The sequence below is a fragment of the Streptomyces sp. H39-S7 genome, assembly GCF_027158205.1.
Lineage (GTDB): Bacteria > Actinomycetota > Actinomycetes > Streptomycetales > Streptomycetaceae > Actinacidiphila.
This window is the reverse complement of sequence record NZ_JAPVLU010000075.1, coordinates 1-17,516: the sequence shown is the minus strand read 5'-3', so window position 1 is coordinate 17,516 and position 17,516 is coordinate 1. Positions and strand designations below refer to the sequence as shown.

The window sequence follows — 17,516 nt, the reverse complement described above, 5'->3', positions numbered from 1 at the left end:
GGAGAAAAGGAACGCGCCACGCGGCGCTCTTCGGATTCGGCGCCGGGCATTAGGATCAAACGATCTACCAGCATACGCATCTCCGGCCCGCTTGACCAATCGAGCTGGAGTCGGGTCGGTAGCACGCTGCTGTGCCTCTACTTTACACCGGATACGGCGGATACGCCGGTCCCCGGCGGTGATGCCGGTTACACCCGACGAGCCGATTACGCCGCGGGGGCCGGCTCGACGGGTGACTCCGGCGGTGAGGCCGGCGGGGTGGTGGGCGCCGGGGGCTCGGTGGTCGCCGGGACCGTGGCGGAGGGCGTCGGGCTGGGCGCCGGGACGGAGGGCGCGGTCCCGCCGGGTCGGGCGGACGGCGTGCCCGGGGACGGCGGCGGCTTCCCGGCCGCGGGGGCGCCGCCCCGCGGCGGCACCACCCCGGAGGAGGAGGCGGACGCGGACGCCGAACCGCTCGGCTTCGCCCGGTGTCCCCCGGCCGCCGGTTTGCCGCCGTCCGGCCGCGTTCCGTCCGGGCCGGCGTCGACCCGCGCCGACGGCGAGACCCCCTGCGGCCGCGGATCGTCCCGCGAGTCCCCGGTGCTCATGCAACCGGCCGTCAGCAGGACGGCGGTGGCGGCGAGTAGGGCTCCGGCGGTCCGCGCGGCGGCGCGGGAGGAGGAAGAAGGCACGTGCATGCACCTCGGGGAGTCAGGACGCGGCGGGCAGGATCTCTGGTGCCCAACGCCCGCGCGGCCCCCCAGGACACGCCCCGCCCGCCATGTCATGCGCCCGCCGTGTCACCCACGCGCCGCGTGGATCTCCCGCCACGGCACCCACGCGCCGCGCCGTCCCCCCGCCGTGTCACCCGTAGCCGAGCGCGTGCAGCCGCTCGTCGTCGATGCCGAAGTGGTGGGCGATCTCGTGGACGACCGTCACCTCGGTCTCCGCGACCACGTCGTCCCGGTTGTCGCACATCCGCAGCGTCGGTCCCCGGTAGATCGTGATCCGGTCCGGCAGGACCCCGGCGTACCACTCGCCCCGCTCGGTCAGGGGTGTCCCCTCGTAGAGGCCGAGCAGGTCGGGGTCCTTGGGGTCGGGCTCGTCCTCGACGAAAACGGCGACGTTGTCCATCAGGCGGGTCAGCTCGGCGGGAATCCGGTCGAGCGCTTCGCCGACCAGTTCCTCGAACTCCTCGCGCGTCATCTCCAGCACTCGCCCATTGTCGGTCATGGGCGGCGGATTTCCCGGCGTGCGGCACCACTTCCGGGCGCCCGTCCGGAACCCTTCCCGGACACGTGTCCGGACACGCGCCCGGACACCCTTCCGGGCACCCGGCCGCAGCCCCCTCACCCGCCCCCGGCCCGCCCCCACGACCGGCAGGTAAACCGTTTTGGCGATACCCGGCGGCATCCCATATGCTTCTCTCGTCCCCGACGGCGCCGACAAGCGCCCAAGGCGGGCCAATTAGCCCTCATCGTCTAGTGGCCCAGGACGCCGCCCTTTCAAGGCGGTAGCACGGGTTCGAATCCCGTTGGGGGTACGCTTTACCGTGTGTGAGACTCGTCTTACACATAGCTAGGTCCTGTGGAGCAGTTTGGAGTGCTCGCCACCCTGTCAAGGTGGAGGCCGCGGGTTCAAATCCCGTCAGGACCGCTGCGGCTGGGTAGCTCAGTTGGTACGAGCGACCGCCTGAAAAGCGGTAGGTCGCCGGTTCGACCCCGGCCCCAGCCACCGCACGACGAAGGCCCCGTCTCCGGACGGGGCCTTCGTCGTTCCCCGGCGTCGCACCGCGGCCGCCACTGTCCGATCCGTCACACTGCCCGCCCCGGGCCCGCAGCGAGCACCCCTGCCGATAGGCCGATATTCAACGACTTTCGGCGGATCTCCCGGCCCAGGTGCCCCGCCACCCGGTCCGGTCCGGGTCGAGACCGGCTCGCACCGCGCCGAAATGATTCGCGGACTCTTCCGGCCGGGTGCGATCCTGGGGGCCGTATGTCTACGCAGCCTGCTTCCGCCTCCAGTGCCGCCGGCCAGCCCGGCCCCGCCACCCTCGCCGACCTGGGATCCCGTCTCTCCGCACTGTCGCTCCGCGACGAAGTGCGGCTCGGCCGCCGTCTCGAAGGCGCCCGCCGGATCCGCAAGACCGAAGCCCGCGCGACGGTGCTGGCCGAGATCGCCGGCCAGATCGAGCAGGGCGAGGCCCGGGTGGAGCGCCGGCGCGCCGCCGTGCCCAAGGTCAGCTACCCCGAGCAGTTGCCGGTCAGCCAGAAGAAGGACGAGATCCTGGCGGCCGTCCGCGATCACCAGGTCGTGATCGTCGCGGGGGAGACCGGCTCCGGCAAGACCACCCAGATCCCCAAGATCTGCCTGGAACTGGGGCGCGGGGTGCGGGGCCTGATCGGCCATACGCAGCCCCGCCGGATCGCGGCCCGCACGGTCGCGGAACGGGTCGCGGAGGAGCTGGACACCCCGCTCGGCGAGGCCGTCGGCTGGAAGGTCCGCTTCACCGACCAGGTCGGCGACCGCACCCTGCTCAAACTGATGACCGACGGCATCATGCTCGCGGAGATCCAGACCGACCGCGAGCTGCTGCAGTACGACACGATCATCATCGACGAGGCGCACGAGCGCAGCCTCAACATCGACTTCATCCTGGGCTACCTCGCCCAGCTGCTCCCCCGCCGCCCCGACCTCAAGGTGATCATCACCTCGGCCACCATCGACCCCGCGCGCTTCTCGCGGCACTTCGGGGACGCCCCGGTCGTCGAGGTGAGCGGGCGGACGTTCCCGGTGGAGGTCCGCTACCGTCCGCTGCTCGCCGAAGAGGGCGATGACGACGACCGCGACCAGGTCACCGCGATCTGCGACGCGGCGGAGGAACTCCAGCGCGAGGGTCCGGGCGACATCCTGGTCTTCCTCTCCGGCGAACGGGAGATCCGCGACACCGCGGACGCCCTCAGCAAACTGAACCTGCGCTCCACCGAGGTGCTGCCGCTGTACGCGCGGCTCTCCTCCGCCGAGCAGCACCGCGTCTTCCAGAAGCACGCCGGCCGCCGCATCGTGCTGGCCACGAACGTCGCCGAGACGTCCCTGACCGTGCCCGGCATCCGGTACGTGATCGACCCGGGCAATGCCCGCATCTCCCGCTACAGCCACCGCACCAAGGTCCAGCGGCTGCCGATCGAGGCGATCTCGCAGGCCAGCGCCAACCAGCGCAAGGGCCGTTGCGGGCGTACCTCGGACGGCATCTGCGTACGGCTGTACTCCGAGGAGGACTTCGAGTCCCGCCCGGAGTTCACCGACGCGGAGATCCTCCGGACCAACCTGGCGTCCGTCATCCTCCAGATGACGGCGGCCGGTCTGGGCGACATCGCCAGGTTCCCCTTCATCGACCCGCCGGACAGCCGTCACATCAAGGACGGTGTCCAGCTCCTGGAGGAGCTCGGCGCGCTCGACCCGAAGGAGAAGGACCACCAGAAGCGGCTGACGCCGCTGGGCCGCAAGCTGGCCCAGCTGCCGGTCGACCCCCGGCTCGCCAGGATGGTGCTGGAGGCCGACCGCAACGGCTGCGTCCGTGAGGTCATGGTGATCGCGGCCGCGCTGTCGATCCAGGACCCGCGCGAGCGGCCCGCGGAGAAGAAGCAGCAGTCCGACGAGAAGCACCGCCGGTTCGCCGACGAGACCAGCGACTTCCTGGCGTATCTGAACCTGTGGCGCTATGTGCGCGAGCAGCAGAAGGAGCTGTCGTCCTCGGCCTTCCGCCGGATGTGCCGGTCGGAGTTCCTGAACTATCTGCGGATCCGCGAGTGGCAGGACATCTACAGCCAGCTGCGCTCGGTCGCCAAGACCATGGGCATCCAGCTGGAGGAGAAGGAGAGCGACGCCGCTCCCGACTCCCAGCGGCTGCACACGTCTCTGCTGGCCGGGCTGCTGTCGCACCTGGGGCTGAAGGACACCGACAAGAACGAGTACCTGGGCGCCCGCAGCGCCAAGTTCGCGATCTTCCCCGGCTCGGCGCTGTTCAAGAAGCCGCCGCGCTGGATCATGTCGGCCGAGCTGGTGGAGACCTCGCGGCTGTGGGCGCGGGTCAACGCGAAGATCGAGCCGGAGTGGGTCGAGCCGCTCGCGCAGCACCTGGTGAAGCGCACGTACAGCGAGCCGCACTGGGAGAAGGACCAGGCCGCGGTGATGGCGTTCGAGCGGGTGACGCTGTACGGCGTGCCGATCGTCGCGCAGCGCAAGGTGAATTACGGACGGATCGACGCAGAGGTCTCACGGGATCTGTTCATCCGCAACGCGCTGGTCGAGGGCGACTGGCGTACCCATCACCAGTTCTTCCAGGACAACCGCAAGCTGCTCGGCGAGGTCGAGGAGCTCGAACACCGGGCCCGCCGCCGGGACATCATGGTCGACGACGAGACGCTCTTCGACTTCTACGATCAGAAACTGCCTCAGGACGTCGTATCCGGCGCCCACTTCGACTCCTGGTGGAAGCAGAAGCGCCGGGACGAACCGGAACTGCTCAACTTCGAGCAGTCGATGCTAATCAACGAGGCCGCCCAGACCGTCACCAAGGACGACTACCCGGACTCGTGGCGCCAGGGACGGCTCAAGTTCAAGGTGACGTACCAGTTCGAGCCCGGCGCGGACGCCGACGGCGTGACCGTCCACATCCCGCTCCAGGTGCTCAACCAGGTCACCCCCGACGGCTTCGACTGGCAGATCCCGGGCCTGCGCGAAGAGGTCGTCACCGAACTGATCCGGTCGCTCCCCAAGCCGATCCGCCGCCACTACGTCCCCGCACCGAACTACGCGAAGGCGTTCCTCGACCGCGTGGTGCCCGTCCAGGAGCCGCTGCCCGACACGCTCGCCCGCGAGCTGCAGCGGATGGTCGGCGTCCGGATGGACGTCGAGGACTTCGACCTCGGCAAGGTCCCCGACCACCTCAAGATCACCTTCCGGGTGACCGACGAGCGCGGCCGCAAGCTGTCCGAGGACAAGGACCTGGAGGCGCTGACGCTGCGGCTCAAGCCGAAGACGCGCGAGGTGATCTCCAAGGCCGCCGACGCCATCGGCATCGAGCAGCGCACCGGCCTGACGCAGTGGACCGTCGGGAGCCTGCCGCGCACCTTCGAGACCCGGCGCGGCGGTCATCCCGTGAAGGCGTTCCCCGCGCTGGTCGACGAGGGCACGAGCGTCGCCGTACGGCTCTTCGACACCGAGGCCGAGCAGAGCGCCGCGATGTGGCGCGGCACCCGCCGGCTGATCCTGCTCAACATCCCCTCGAACCCGTCGAAGTTCGCCCAGGGCCGGCTGAACAACGAGGCCAAGCTGGCGCTCTCACGCAATCCGCACGGCAGCATCCAGGCCCTCTTCGACGACTGCGTGACCGCCGCCGCCGACCAGCTGATCGCCGCTCACGGCGGCCCGGCGTGGGACGAGGAATCGTTCCGCAAGCTCTTCGACAAGGTCCGCACCGATCTGGTCGACGTGACCGTGAAGACGGTGAGCCGGGTCCAGCAGGTGCTGGCCGCCTGGCAGGCCTGTGAGCGCCGCCTGAAGGCCACCACGAGCCTCGTCCTGATCGCCAACCTCGCGGACGTCAAGGAGCAGCTGGCGGCCCTCGTGCCGGCTGGCTTCGTGACCACCACGGGGCTGCGGCGGCTGCCGGACCTGATGCGGTACCTGGTGGCGGTCGACCGCCGGCTCCAGCAGATGCCCACCAACGTCCAGCGGGACACCATGCGCATGGAGAAGGTCCTGGAGATCCAGCGCGAGTACGCGGAGCTGCTGGTGTCCCGGCCGGCCGGGCGCCCGGTTCCGGACAAGGTTCGGGACATTCGCTGGATGATCGAGGAGCTGCGCGTCAGCTACTTCGCGCACGCGCTGGGCACCTCGCAGCCCGTCTCCGACAAGCGCATCTTCAAGGTGCTGGACGAGGCCTGGGGCTGACGGGGCCGGCCGCGGGGGCTGCCCCGCGGCCGGTCGGGGGACCGCTCCACCGGGGGCCGTCGGCCGGGCCGGAGCCGGTCCGGGGACGTGCCGCGACCCTGCCGCCGAACGGGTTCGACCCCACCCCCTGACCTGCTGTACAGTCTCACTCGCAGCGCAGGAAGGTTCAGCGCCGCAAAGCCTGGTCCTGTGGAGCAGCTTGGAGTGCTCGCCACCCTGTCAAGGTGGAGGCCGCGGGTTCAAATCCCGTCAGGACCGCATCATCGAAAGGCCCGGATCCCTTGTGGATCCGGGCCTTTCGCGTTGCGCCCGGCCCTCGCCGCTCCGCGTTCCGCGCCCGCTCAGCCCCCGCCACGCCCCTGCGGCCGGGGCTGCGCGCCTTCTTGACGGGTCCCGGCGGCCGCCGGTACGCCTTTCGGTATGACGTCGACTCCCAGGCACGAGACGAGGGCGCTGCTGCGTGCCCACCTGGCGGCCGCGTCGGGCAGCAGACACCTCACCCGACACTGCGTCACCTGCCACCGCCTGTTGCGCCTTGCCCTCCTGAGACCCGATCCCCCATTACCGCAAGGATCTGAGCAGCCACAAGACCCGTGCGTGTGACGGGCGTCACCCAAAGATTTCCAAGACGTGAGGAACTCGACCCCCTTCTGGAGGGTGTCAATTTAATATGTGCAATTGCACTCGTGCCCGATCTGCCCGCGATGCGTACCGAACGGCATCGACAGGTCCGCGCAAGATGCCCACAAGACTCCACAGCGGACCCCACAGAGACGCCCGCGCCACGCCGGCGGGCGGCGGACGCAACTACCCCTGAAAGCACCCGCAACGTCCCGCAACGCCCCCGCAGCGCCCCTCCAGCGCCCTCCACGGGCCCCTGAGGGCACAAAAAAGATCGCATCGGACCCGGCGGAGTCCGATGCGATCTCTGTGTCCTTGTGGCGTCCCCGATGGGGGCAGGGAGCCCGTGGAGCGGGTGGAGCAGGTGACTTATGGGGTGGGGGCCCCATAAGACGGCCCTAAAGGGCATGTAAGGGCTTGTCAGGCCTCGCTGCGCTGCTGCGGAATGCCCGCCAGAAGTGCGCGGACCTCCGCCTCGCGGTAGCGGCGGTGCCCGCCGAGCGTGCGGATGGACGTGAGCTTCCCAGCCTTGGCCCACCGTGTGACCGTCTTCGGGTCCACGCGGAACATCGTGGCGACCTCAGCGGGGGTCAGCAGCGGCTCGGCATCAGGGGTGCGAGCGGTCATGAGCGGCCTCCTCGAGAGAACCGAACCAGCGCGGTTCTACCTCTAAATTCTGCACCTTGACCCGTGTTGCCCGAAATGGCGGACGCGGGCCGAGTCGGTAATAGGACGAACGGCTTGTCCTCGGCACTACAACTACACCATCCGTCCAGCCTCGTCGGCCAAACCGATGGAATTGCCCTCTCAGGGGTTCAAGCTCTACGGAAGCCGATGGACCATGCCATAACGGACAGTCACTCCAGAGTGACGATCAGTCACAGCTGGATCACCAGCCCCATCCCCACCCTCAAGATATGCAATACCGGACAACACGCCCATTGCTGGACGGACCAACTCTTCCAGGACTCGTTGTCCCATATTGGCATGACCGGTAGGGATGTCCGCAAGAGTCCCCTTACGTGCTCTCCGTCACGCTTGAGCCAATGGCCCGGATCGGGACCATCGTCCCGGGCAGGTTTCACAGCCCCCGCGAGGGCCCGTCCGGCGGCGCGTCGGCAGCCCCGGGGTCAACTCGCGAACTGCAGCTCGCGGATGGTCCGCCAGCGCTCGGTGAGCCGCTCGTACGCCTCGGAGGCGGCGGCCCCCGAGCCGGCCTTGAGCGCGGCGAGGCCCTCGGCCACGTCCGCGGCCGACCGGTCCTCCGCGAGGTCCGCCTCGGGGATCGCGTGCACCAGGCCGCCGTAGTCCAGCTCGACCAGGGAGCGCGGGTGGAACTCCTCCAGCCAGCGGCCCACGTCGATCAGCCCGTCGATCAACGGGCCTTCCTCCAGCGCGTCCTTGAGCACCCGCAGCCCGCGCGCCACCCGGCGGCGGGCCTGCACCATCGGCGTCCGGTACCGCATCAGCGGCTCCTTGGCCTCGCCGAGGCCGGCCGGCTCGTACTCGCGCTCGTCATCGCCGAACAGGGCGAACCAGCGCGTCGGCACGTGCCAGGTCGCCGAGCGGATCCACGGCCGGGCGTCCGGGTTGCGCTCCCGCCACGCCTCGTGGTCCGCCCCGGCCTGGGCGCGCACCACGGCGGGCAGCACCGCGTCCAGCAGGACCTCCGGAAGCTCCTCGGCGAGGGCGTCCAGCGCCAGCCAGCCGCGCAGCCGGGTACGCCAGGGGCAGATGTGCGTCACGCCGTTGACGACGGCCACGAAGGCGTCGCGGCTCTCGTGCACCGGGACGGCCACCGGCGGGACGGGCAGCAGGTCGGCCAGCGACTGCCGCAGCTCGTCCTGTGCGCTCCGCGCCTCACCCGCGGCCGCGTAGCGGTTCCAGTGGGTGCGTTCGGGCTCGGGGAACGCCGCCAGCGGCTCGTAGACCCGGAGATACGCCGCGTACGGGACCAGCACCGACGACAAGCCCACACCCGCTCCCTCGTGACCGGCTCTCCTCCGAATCGTCCCACGCCCCGGGCCGCGGTGGGGGTGATCCACAGCACTGCGCCGGACGGTCTTCCCCGATCGGTTCGGACCGGCGCGTTCCACCGCTTCGGACCGGCGCGTCCCACCGCTTCGGACCGGCTCGTTCCGGCCGTGCGGAGCGACCCGTTCCGGGGCTGGGGCCTCAAACGCGCAGCCCACGCAGGACGTACGGTGCGCAGCGGAGGCCGTTCGCGATCAACCGGTCGGGCCCTACGGCCGTGCGGGTCGCCTGCGGGCAATACGCTTGCGCCAACCGGCCCTCCCCACCCGTACGGAGGGCAACCTCTGGACTGCAGGAGTCACCACCGTGACCGACGTTCTTCAGACTTCCAGCGTCGTCTCCAAACTGTTCCGGTCGGAACAGGGCGGACACGAGCAAGTCGTCTTCTGCCAGGACCGTGCCAGCGGCCTCAAGGCCGTCATCGCGCTCCACTCCACCGCCCTGGGCCCGGCCCTCGGCGGTACCCGCTTCTACGACTACGCGACCGACGAAGAGGCCGCGCTCGACGCGCTCAACCTCTCCCGCGGGATGTCGTACAAGAACGCTCTGGCCGGCCTGGACCACGGTGGCGGCAAGGCCGTGATCATCGGTAACCCGGAATCGATCAAGAGCGAAGATCTCCTGCTCGCCTACGGTCGTTTCGTGGCCTCGCTCGGCGGCCGTTACGTCACCGCCTGCGATGTCGGCACCTATGTGGCCGACATGGACGTCGTCGCCCGCGAGAACCGCTGGACGACCGGCCGCTCCCCCGAGAACGGCGGCGCCGGCGACTCCTCCGTGCTGACCGCCTTCGGCGTCTTCCAGGGCATGCGCGCCGCCGCCCGCAGCCAGTGGGGCGAGCCGACGCTGCGCGGCCGCCGGGTCGGCATCGCCGGTGTCGGCAAGGTCGGCCACCACCTGGTGGAGCACCTGATCGAGGACGGTGCCGAGGTCGTGATCACCGACGTCCGCGCCGAGGCCGTCGACCGGATCCGCGCCCGCCACCCGCAGATCAGCGCCGTCTCCGACGCCGATGTCCTGATCCGCACCCCGCTCGACGTCTACGCGCCCTGCGCGCTCGGCGGCGCGCTGAACGACGAGACCGTGCCGGCCCTCACCGCCACCATCGTGTGCGGCGCGGCCAACAACCAGCTCGCCCACCCGGGCGTCGAGAAGGACCTCGCCGACCGCGGGATCCTCTACGCGCCCGACTACGTGGTGAACGCCGGTGGCGTGATCCAGGTCGCGGATGAGCTGCACGGCTTCGACTTCGACCGGGCGAAGGCCAAGGCCACGAAGATCTTTGACACCACCGCGGCCATTTTCGACCGCGCGCGGACCGACGGCATCCCGCCGGCCGCCGCCGCGGACCGGCTGGCCGAGCAGCGCATCGCCGACCGGACCCCGGCCGCCGACTGGCTGCGTCCCGAAGCAGGCTGATTCCAGCCACGTGCCCACCGGTCGCCCGCCGCTCACCTGCTGTGCGGCGGGCGGCCACCTGGCCAGGGCGCGACCGGGTCCCGCCCGGGTTCCGCCCGGGGGCAGGCGGCCGTCCGCCGCAAAGGATCTCCGCGGGAACCGCCCGGTGGTCCACCCGCCGACGCGGTGGGTGACCGAACGCACGAAGCGATAGCAAGTTCGCGCTAGAACCAGGTAAAATCACGGCTGACCAGCCAGGACAGGGCCCACTTCGGCTCCCGCTCCGACGCGCGTCGTGCGGGCGACGTACCGTGCGGCTCCGGAAGCAGGTACCGTTGAAGCCCTACGGACCGGTCTCTCAGCTGAGAGACCGCTCCGATTCATGAACGCGTGTCAAGACTCGGGGCCATCGAGCCCCGCCGTTGAGGGGGTCGAGCCATGGGGCGCGGCCGGGCCAAGGCCAAGCAGACGAAGGTCGCCCGCCAGCTGAAGTACAACAGCGGCGGAACCGATCTCACACGTCTGGCCGACGAGCTGGGCGCATCGTCACCACTTCCGGTACTTCCGCCGGAGCCTGTTGTGGACGATGACGACGAGAACGACGACGACGATCCGTACGCACAGTACGCGAGTCGTTACAACGATGACGACGAGGACGAGGACGCCGAACCCTCGCCGCAACGTCGTCACTCTTGACGCTGCACTTCTACAGACCCGGTCCGGGGCCCGCCCCGGACCGGGTTTCGTCGTGGCCCACGGCGCTCAGGGCCTCTCGGCCCCTGGCGTCCGGACCTGTCGACTACTTCGCGTAGTCCCCGGTCAGGGTCACGGCTTCGGCGTGGTCACCGCGTTCGACGACCTCGCCGCTCACCCATGCCTCCACACCGCGGTCGGCCAGCGTGGCCAGCGCCACGTCCACCGAGTCCTGCGGCACGACCGCGATCATGCCGACGCCCATGTTCAGCGTCTTCTCCAATTCCAGCCGCTCAACCCCGCCGAGCTCACCGACGGTGGTGAAGACCGGGTCCGGCCGCCAGGTCGAACGGTCGACCGTGGCGTGCAGGTGGTCCGGGATCACGCGGCCGAGGTTGTTGGCCAGACCGCCGCCGGTGATGTGCGAGAACGCGTGCACCGGGGCGAGCCGGGTGAGCGCCAGGCAGTCCAGCGAGTAGATCTTGGTCGGCTCCAGCAGCTCCTCGCCGAGGGTGCGGCCGAACTCCGGAACGTCCCGGTCCAGCTCCCAGCCGGCCCGGTCGAAGAAGACATGGCGCACCAGCGAGTACCCGTTGGAGTGAAGTCCCGAGGACTCGATCGCGATCACCGCGTCACCCGAACGGATACGATCCGCGCCCAGCACCTGGTCGGCCTCGACCACACCGGTGCCGGCGCCCGCGACGTCGAAGTCGTCCGGGCCCAGCAGCCCCGGGTGCTCGGCGGTCTCGCCGCCGACCAGCGCGCAGCCGGCCAGTACGCAGCCCTCGGCGATGCCCTTGACGATCGCCGCGACGCGCTCCGGGAAGACCTTGCCGACGCAGATGTAGTCGGTCATGAAGAGCGGCTCGGCGCCGCACACGACCAGGTCGTCCACGACCATGCCGACCAGGTCGTGGCCGATCGTGTCGTAGACGCCCATCTTGCGGGCGATGTCGACCTTCGTGCCGACGCCGTCCGTGGCGGAGGCGAGCAGCGGCCGCTCGTAGCGCTTGAGGGCGGAGGCGTCGAAGAGCCCGGCGAACCCGCCGAGACCGCCGACGACCTCGGGGCGACTGGCCTTCCTGACCCATTCCTTCATCAGGTCAACGGCGCGGTCGCCCGCTTCGATGTCCACGCCGGCGGAGGCGTAGCTGGCGCCGGTATTCTCAGGCATGGCTGGGAACTTTCACGTCGTCGAATAGGTGCGGGGCGATCACCGGGGCGGCGATCAGGGGAGCCGGATGCACGAACACCGGCTCCCGGGGTGCGTCAGCGGGGAGCTTCAGCACCAGGAAACTGCCTTCGAACTGCCTTCAGAGTGCCCGACTACGGCCGGCGCAGCGCGTCGGCCGCGTCCGCGCCGCCGGCCAGCTCGGTCTCCAGGAGCTGCTTGCCGAGCAGCTCCGGGTCGGGCAGATCCATCGGGTAGACACCGTCGAAGCACGCCCGGCACAGGTTCGGCTTGGCGATCGTCGTCGCCTCGACCATGGCGTCCAGCGAGATGTACGCGAGCGAGTCCGCGCCCAGCGACTTGCCGATCTCCTCGACGGACATGCCGTTGGCGATCAGCTCGGCGCGGGTCGCGAAGTCGATGCCGAAGAAGCACGGCCACTTGACCGGCGGCGACGAGATCCGGATGTGGACCTCGGCGGCACCCGCCTCGCGGAGCATCCGCACCAGCGCGCGCTGCGTGTTGCCGCGGACGATCGAGTCGTCCACGACGATCAGCCGCTTGCCGCGGATGACGTCCTTCAGCGGGTTCAGCTTGAGCCGGATGCCCAGCTGCCGGATGGTCTGCGACGGCTGGATGAACGTCCGGCCGACGTACGAGTTCTTGACCAGGCCGGTGCCGTACGGGATCCCGCTCGCCTCGGCGTAGCCGACCGCGGCCGGCGTGCCGGACTCCGGAGTCGGTATCACCAGATCGGCGTCGACGGGCGCCTCGGCGGCCAGCTTGCGGCCCATCTCCACCCGGGACAGATAGACGTTCCGCCCCGCGATGTCGGTGTCGGGACGCGCCAGGTACACGTACTCGAAGATGCAGCCCTTGGGCTTGGCCTCCGCGAAACGCGTGGTCCGCAGGCCGTTCTCGTCGATCGCGATCAGCTCGCCGGGCTCGATCTCCCGGACGAAGCTGGCACCGCAGATGTCGAGAGCGGCGGACTCGGACGCGACGACCCAGCCGCGCTCCAGCCGCCCCAGCACCAGCGGGCGGATGCCCTGCGGATCACGCGCCGCGTACAGCGTGTGCTCGTCCATGAAGACGAGGCTGAAAGCGCCCTTGACCTGAGGCAGCACCTTGCCGGCGGCGAGTTCGACGGAGAGCGGCTTGCCGTCCTCGTCGATCTGTCCGGCCAGCAGCGCCGTCACGAGATCGGTGTCGTTGGTGGCGGCCACCCGCGTGGCCCGGCCATTGCCCTGGGGCAGGTCGGCGACCAGCTCGGCGAGTTCCGCCGTGTTGACCAGGTTGCCGTTGTGACCGAGCGCGATCGACCCGTTGGCGGTGGCACGGAACGTGGGCTGGGCGTTCTCCCACACCGAGGCACCGGTGGTCGAGTAGCGGGCGTGACCGACGGCGATATGGCCGGTCAGAGAGCCGAGAGAGGTCTCGTCGAAGACCTGGGAAACGAGCCCCATGTCCTTGAAGACCAGGATCTGGGAGCCATTGCTCACAGCGATGCCCGCGGACTCCTGTCCGCGGTGCTGCAGGGCGTACAGACCGAAATAGGTGAGCTTGGAGACCTCTTCGCCGGGGGCCCAGACTCCGAAGACGCCGCAAGCGTCCTGGGGGCCCTTCTCGCCGGGGAGCAGGTCGTGGTTGAGTCGTCCATCACCACGAGGCACACCACGAGTCTAAGGCAGATCCGACCCGCGTCCGAACGGGCGACGCTCCGCGAACCCGGCGATCACGGGTGTGACCACGGGTGTCTCACCGCAGGTGAGGCGAGGATCACGTGGGTTACGACACCTTGTGAGCGCACCGCTACGGGCTGGTGGTCAACCGAGCACCGGGAGATGGAGCGCAAGATCAGCCCGCTCCCCGCTGGCGGAGACAGCGGCGTCCTCGAGAGCGGTCTCCCAGTCGATCCGGCCGGTGGCGAGGCGGATCCACGTCATCGGATCGGTCTCGACGACGTTCGGCGGGGTCCCCCGGGTGTGCCGGGGGCCCTCCACGCACTGGACGGCCGCGTAGGGCGGGATACGCACCTCGACGGAGTTCCCGGGCGCCTTGACCGCCAGCGCGTCGGCCAGCAGCCGTGTGACGGCCGCGACGGCCTGCCGGTCGTGCGCCACCTCCACACCGGTGGCGCGCGCCAGGTCGTCCCCGTGCACGACCAGTTCCACGAGCCGGGTGACGGTCATGTCGAGCGCCCGCATCGCCCCGAACACATGCGGAACAATCCGGTCCGCCCGCACGGCCTCGTCCAGGAACGGCGTCAGGTTCTCGCTCGCGGCGTCGATGGCGGCGACGGGGTCGCCCATCCCGGCGGCGGTCTCCCGCGTCGAGGCGTCCAGCCGCTCCGCGATGGCGGCGGTCGACACCGCCCACACCGACAACCCGGTCACCGGGGGCGCCGGATCGGGCGCCGGCTCGCTCAGCAGCATTCCGACGGCGTCGATCTGCCGCACGATGTGCGCCACCAGAAGCCGCACATCCCACCCGGGCAGCCCGGAGGGCAGCGCGAGCTGCGCGGGCGTGAGCACCTGAACGGCGGCCCGCACGGCCCCCACTTGCGCGACGAGCGCGGCCCGCGTCTTGGAGGGGTCATAACTACGGGCACGGCGACCGGCAGACGTCATACGGGGAGCGTATGCGCGCGCCGAGCGGTCACGAAGTCAGTTTTGGACGGCGCCGGTCCATTCGAGTCTCTTGATGCAGAACCTCGGGGATCCGCGGTTGGGCGCGAGGCGTGCGCCTCGCGCCCGGCGGCTCGCTTCTCAGCCCTGGCGGGGGCGCTCGAAGGTCAGCAGCAGACCCTCTACGGCGCCGGGGCCGATGCGGCCCTTGACGTCGGCGGCGGTGATCGCCTTGAGCGCCCAGCCGTCACCGGCGTGCTTGTTGAGCGTCTTCTCCAACTTGTCGCCGTCCAGCGCGTCCCCGATCAGCGATTCGCGGAACGAAACAACCTTGTACTCGAACATGGCCCAGCCCCTTGCACGTCTGTACGTCCATACGGATCCGTCGGCCGCCAGCCAACCACGCTCCCCTGGGGTTACGGGGCGGTGGTAGCCGATCCATCGGCCTTGATCGCGTGGAGGAAGGCCGCGAAGCGGGCGGGGGTGGTCCGGAGGACGACGCCGGGGTCGTCGCTCTCGCGGAGGAGGACGGTGGCGGGGGCGGCCGCCAGCTCGACGCAGTTTTCGCCTCCGCCTCCGGAGAACGACGACTTCTGCCACTGCAACGATGAGGTCATGGGAGCCCCTTCGGAGTACGAACGGATCAGATCGCGAGGCCGTCGAGCTCTCCGGCTTTGATGTTCGCGAGGAGCCGCCCCAACGCGATCGGGCTGGTCGAAAGGACGACCCCGGGGGCGTCGCTCTCTCGGAGCATCACGGTGCCGTTGACGGCGGCTACTTCCACACAGTTTGCGCCGCCGGAATCGCTGAACGAAGACTTCTGCCATTGAAGTTGAGACATGTCCGCCGTTTCAGAGCGCGTAGGCGATGTGCTGGATCAGTCCCAGCGAGTCTCTCATCAGGTGTCGCTCCGGAACGGCTTCGGGGTCCACCTGTGGCAGCGCTGAACCAGCGAGTCTTTGGAACGCCTTCGAGTAGCCCTCTACCGCGCCCTCGTCCCCGAGGAAAACAGTCCACTGCGCGGGATCGTCCGCTACTACGGTCTCCAGCCCGCCGGCCTGACCGCTCAGGAGTAGGAACGACGCGCTGATGTTCTTGAGGGCGCCCGCCTCGAAAGGTAGGACTTGGATCGTCATATTCGGCAGGCGTGCGGCTTCGATCAGATGCATGAGCTGCTCCCGCATGACTTCCGGCCCACCCACGGTGATCCGCAGCGCCGCTTCGTGAATCACAGCGTGCAGGGGCAAGGCGGGCTCCCCACCGAGGACCTTCTGCCGCGTCAACCGGAATCGCACAGCCGTCTCCGGATCCGGGTCCTGCGCGCTACCGAAGATCGCCCGCATGTAGCTTTCGGTCTGCAACAGGCCGGGGATGAACAGAGTCTCGTAACTACAAGCTCGGGTAGCGCCCGCCTCAAGTTCCGCCAGGTCCAGGGCGATTGGCGACACCGACTTGCGATGCTCGGTCCACCAACCCTTGCCGGAGTCCTCGGCCATCCTCACGAGCGCCTCAACGTAGGGCTCATCCGTGCATCCGTACGCTTCACAGAGCGCGCGGAGGCGCGCGGTGAGGATGGAAGTCCGACCGGCTTCGATGTGACTGAGGTGGGCCGACCCCATCCCAATGACTTCGCCCGCCTCTTTCGTCACCATGCCGGACCGCTCGCGGAGCTTGCGTAGTTCGGCACCCAGCCGACGTTGCCGCTCGGTGATGCTGGTGCGCAGTCCCAAAAGGGCTCCTCTGAAGAAGTTCGCTCACAGTCTGCACCCGACTCGTAACGCGGTCCACCGGCTTGAGCAAGCAGGTTGCAATTCCGAACCCATTTCCCTACCGTCTGTGACGTAGCCATTACATGGCGCACGCTCGCAGCAAGACGGCAGCGCATCGCTTCGCCCATGCCTTCGGCATGGGCGAAGCGACAGGCCACCGCGTGGGGGCGTCGCCCAGAACCGTTCGGAGCTGCCGCATGAACGTGAAGGACGAAGCCGACGACGTGTGGGACTACTCGCTCCAGATCCCGCACGACCTGCGCGGAGCCGGCATCGCTCGCTGCACGCTCAGAGCGGTGCTCAAGGCGTACGGGCTGGCGCCGATGATCGACGTGGCGCAGCTCGTCGCGACTGAGCTCGTCGCGAACGCGCTGGAGCACAGCCGCGGGCCGGTGAGCCTCAGACTGCACTGGCGGCAGAGGAAGTTGCGGCTCGGGGTGTGGGACTCCAGTCCCGAGAAGCCGGAATTCCTGACCGTCACGAACGAGGCCGAAGGCGGCCGGGGCATGTGGCTGATCACCGGCCTCGCGGCGGCGTGGGGGTTCCACCTGATCGGGGAGGAGCCCTTCGGGCTCACCGGGAAGCTCGTATGGGCGGACATCGCGCCGGAGCCGGTGGGTGGCTGAGGTCAGAACAGTGCGGAGGGGTTCTTCTGCGGCGCTGCGCACCTTGACCGCGGGGAGGGGGAGGGCCCCGGCGCTGCGCACCTGCCAGTGGGGCGGTCCGCTGCGCGACCCGGGGGCGGAGTGGAGCGGAGCCTGGTGGTGCCCTTCGGGTGGATGCGCCTCGCAGTGGGGGCGGTCCGCTGCGCTCCCCGAGGCGGGGTGGGAGTTGGCGGGTTTGGTGGTGCGCTGCGGCCGGTCAGGCCAGGGAGGTGCCGGGTTCGCTGCGCTCCCCGGACCGCACAGGGGGTTAACGAGCGGGCGCTCTCGGGGCCCGGAGGCTCAAAGGATCAGCTCGTGTGGGCGGAGCCTCGCCAGGTGAAGTTCTGACCGTCCTTAGTGATCCACATCTACCGAAAGGACGTCTCATTGGCCCACCAGACCACGTACGTCACACCTGCCCCACCTTCCGTCAAGAAGAGGGGATCAAAACTCCACACCCCCACGGCCTCGCCCTCGGGCCGCGAAGCGAGCCCGCCCGCACCGCGCCACAACGCTCAACCCGCCCCCACAGCCCGGGCCGCGCAGCGAGCCCGGCTCCTCCCCGGCCGCACTACCCGCACCTCACCACGTCGCTCCCGCCCGCCCCCCCCCCCCGCGCGGCGCG

16 protein-coding genes and 4 tRNA genes are annotated in these 17,516 nt (G+C 69.6%); 9 read left to right on the top strand and 11 right to left on the bottom strand.

All coding sequences use genetic code 11. The features are described 5' to 3' along the window. Positions 1-206: 206 nt before the first annotated feature. Both O3X23_RS40025 and O3X23_RS40020 read right to left on the bottom strand, forming a co-directional pair. The gene (locus O3X23_RS40025; protein WP_269278941.1) at positions 207-671 is read right to left on the bottom strand and encodes a hypothetical protein; all 465 of its coding nucleotides are present in this window, start codon (positions 669-671) and stop codon (positions 207-209) included. 172 nt (positions 672-843) lie between these two features. Further along, complete coding sequence (locus tag O3X23_RS40020; RefSeq protein WP_269278964.1) at positions 844-1,194, bottom strand: metallopeptidase family protein; 351 nt, start codon at positions 1,192-1,194, stop codon at positions 844-846. A 255-nt stretch (positions 1,195-1,449) separates the two neighbouring features. Here O3X23_RS40020 and O3X23_RS40015 point away from each other — a divergent pair. The 6 genes from O3X23_RS40015 to O3X23_RS39990 all read left to right on the top strand — a co-directional run bounded on the left by O3X23_RS40015 (position 1,450) and on the right by O3X23_RS39990 (position 6,537). Further along, positions 1,450-1,522 (top strand) — tRNA-Glu (locus tag O3X23_RS40015). Positions 1,523-1,560: 38 nt separating this feature from the next. Next, positions 1,561-1,635: transfer RNA gene (locus tag O3X23_RS40010), tRNA-Asp, on the top strand. A 4-nt stretch (positions 1,636-1,639) separates the two neighbouring features. Next, positions 1,640-1,713, top strand: a tRNA-Phe gene (locus O3X23_RS40005). Between the two features lie 261 nt (positions 1,714-1,974). After that, entirely contained in the window at positions 1,975-5,934 is a 3,960-nt protein-coding gene (gene hrpA, locus O3X23_RS40000) for an ATP-dependent RNA helicase HrpA (protein WP_269278938.1), read from the top strand. Positions 5,935-6,117: 183 nt separating this feature from the next. Next, positions 6,118-6,192, top strand: a tRNA-Asp gene (locus O3X23_RS39995). Positions 6,193-6,354: 162 nt separating this feature from the next. Then, positions 6,355-6,537, top strand: coding sequence for a DUF6274 family protein (locus tag O3X23_RS39990; protein ID WP_269278936.1), 183 nt, complete (start codon positions 6,355-6,357; stop codon positions 6,535-6,537). A 438-nt stretch (positions 6,538-6,975) separates the two neighbouring features. Here O3X23_RS39990 and bldC read toward each other — a convergent pair whose 3' ends face one another. Further along, on the bottom strand, positions 6,976-7,182 hold the full coding sequence (bldC, locus tag O3X23_RS39985; protein ID WP_003949541.1) for a developmental transcriptional regulator BldC: 207 nt from the start codon (positions 7,180-7,182) through the stop codon (positions 6,976-6,978). 503 nt (positions 7,183-7,685) lie between these two features. Beyond that, positions 7,686-8,531 (bottom strand): hypothetical protein, encoded by an 846-nt coding sequence (locus O3X23_RS39980; RefSeq protein WP_269278931.1) that lies wholly within the window; start codon positions 8,529-8,531, stop codon positions 7,686-7,688. A gap of 364 nt (positions 8,532-8,895) precedes the next feature. On the opposite strand from O3X23_RS39980, the gene O3X23_RS39975 reads away from it, so the two are divergent. Further along, the gene (locus tag O3X23_RS39975; RefSeq protein ID WP_269278927.1) at positions 8,896-10,008 is read left to right on the top strand and encodes a Leu/Phe/Val dehydrogenase; all 1,113 of its coding nucleotides are present in this window, start codon (positions 8,896-8,898) and stop codon (positions 10,006-10,008) included. Between the two features lie 417 nt (positions 10,009-10,425). After that, positions 10,426-10,683, top strand: a complete 258-nt coding sequence (locus tag O3X23_RS39970; RefSeq protein ID WP_269278924.1) for a DUF3073 domain-containing protein — start codon at positions 10,426-10,428, stop codon at positions 10,681-10,683. Between the two features lie 103 nt (positions 10,684-10,786). Here O3X23_RS39970 and purM read toward each other — a convergent pair whose 3' ends face one another. The 7 genes from purM to O3X23_RS39935 form a co-directional block, all read right to left on the bottom strand. Next, entirely contained in the window at positions 10,787-11,854 is a 1,068-nt protein-coding gene (gene purM, locus O3X23_RS39965; RefSeq protein WP_269278921.1) for a phosphoribosylformylglycinamidine cyclo-ligase, read from the bottom strand. Between the two features lie 152 nt (positions 11,855-12,006). Then, positions 12,007-13,524: an amidophosphoribosyltransferase gene (purF, locus tag O3X23_RS39960; protein ID WP_269278918.1), complete on the bottom strand. Its 1,518-nt coding sequence runs from the start codon at positions 13,522-13,524 to the stop codon at positions 12,007-12,009. A 153-nt stretch (positions 13,525-13,677) separates the two neighbouring features. After that, positions 13,678-14,481 carry a maleylpyruvate isomerase family mycothiol-dependent enzyme gene (locus tag O3X23_RS39955; protein ID WP_269278915.1) on the bottom strand — a complete coding sequence of 268 codons (804 nt, stop codon included), beginning with the start codon at positions 14,479-14,481 and terminating at the stop codon, positions 13,678-13,680. 138 nt (positions 14,482-14,619) lie between these two features. Continuing rightward, positions 14,620-14,823 (bottom strand): DUF4177 domain-containing protein, encoded by a 204-nt coding sequence (locus tag O3X23_RS39950; RefSeq protein ID WP_269278912.1) that lies wholly within the window; start codon positions 14,821-14,823, stop codon positions 14,620-14,622. 71 nt (positions 14,824-14,894) lie between these two features. Then, positions 14,895-15,095 carry a DUF397 domain-containing protein gene (locus O3X23_RS39945; protein ID WP_269278909.1) on the bottom strand — a complete coding sequence of 67 codons (201 nt, stop codon included), beginning with the start codon at positions 15,093-15,095 and terminating at the stop codon, positions 14,895-14,897. Positions 15,096-15,121: 26 nt separating this feature from the next. Continuing rightward, a complete protein-coding gene (locus O3X23_RS39940; RefSeq protein WP_269278906.1) occupies positions 15,122-15,319 on the bottom strand; it encodes a DUF397 domain-containing protein in 198 nt (65 codons plus the stop codon). Between the two features lie 10 nt (positions 15,320-15,329). Then, positions 15,330-16,208, bottom strand: a complete 879-nt coding sequence (locus tag O3X23_RS39935) for a helix-turn-helix domain-containing protein (RefSeq protein WP_269278904.1) — start codon at positions 16,206-16,208, stop codon at positions 15,330-15,332. Positions 16,209-16,444: 236 nt separating this feature from the next. Between O3X23_RS39935 and O3X23_RS39930 the strand changes: the two genes are divergently transcribed. After that, positions 16,445-16,873 (top strand): ATP-binding protein, encoded by a 429-nt coding sequence (locus O3X23_RS39930; protein WP_269278901.1) that lies wholly within the window; start codon positions 16,445-16,447, stop codon positions 16,871-16,873. Positions 16,874-17,516: the final 643 nt, after the last annotated feature.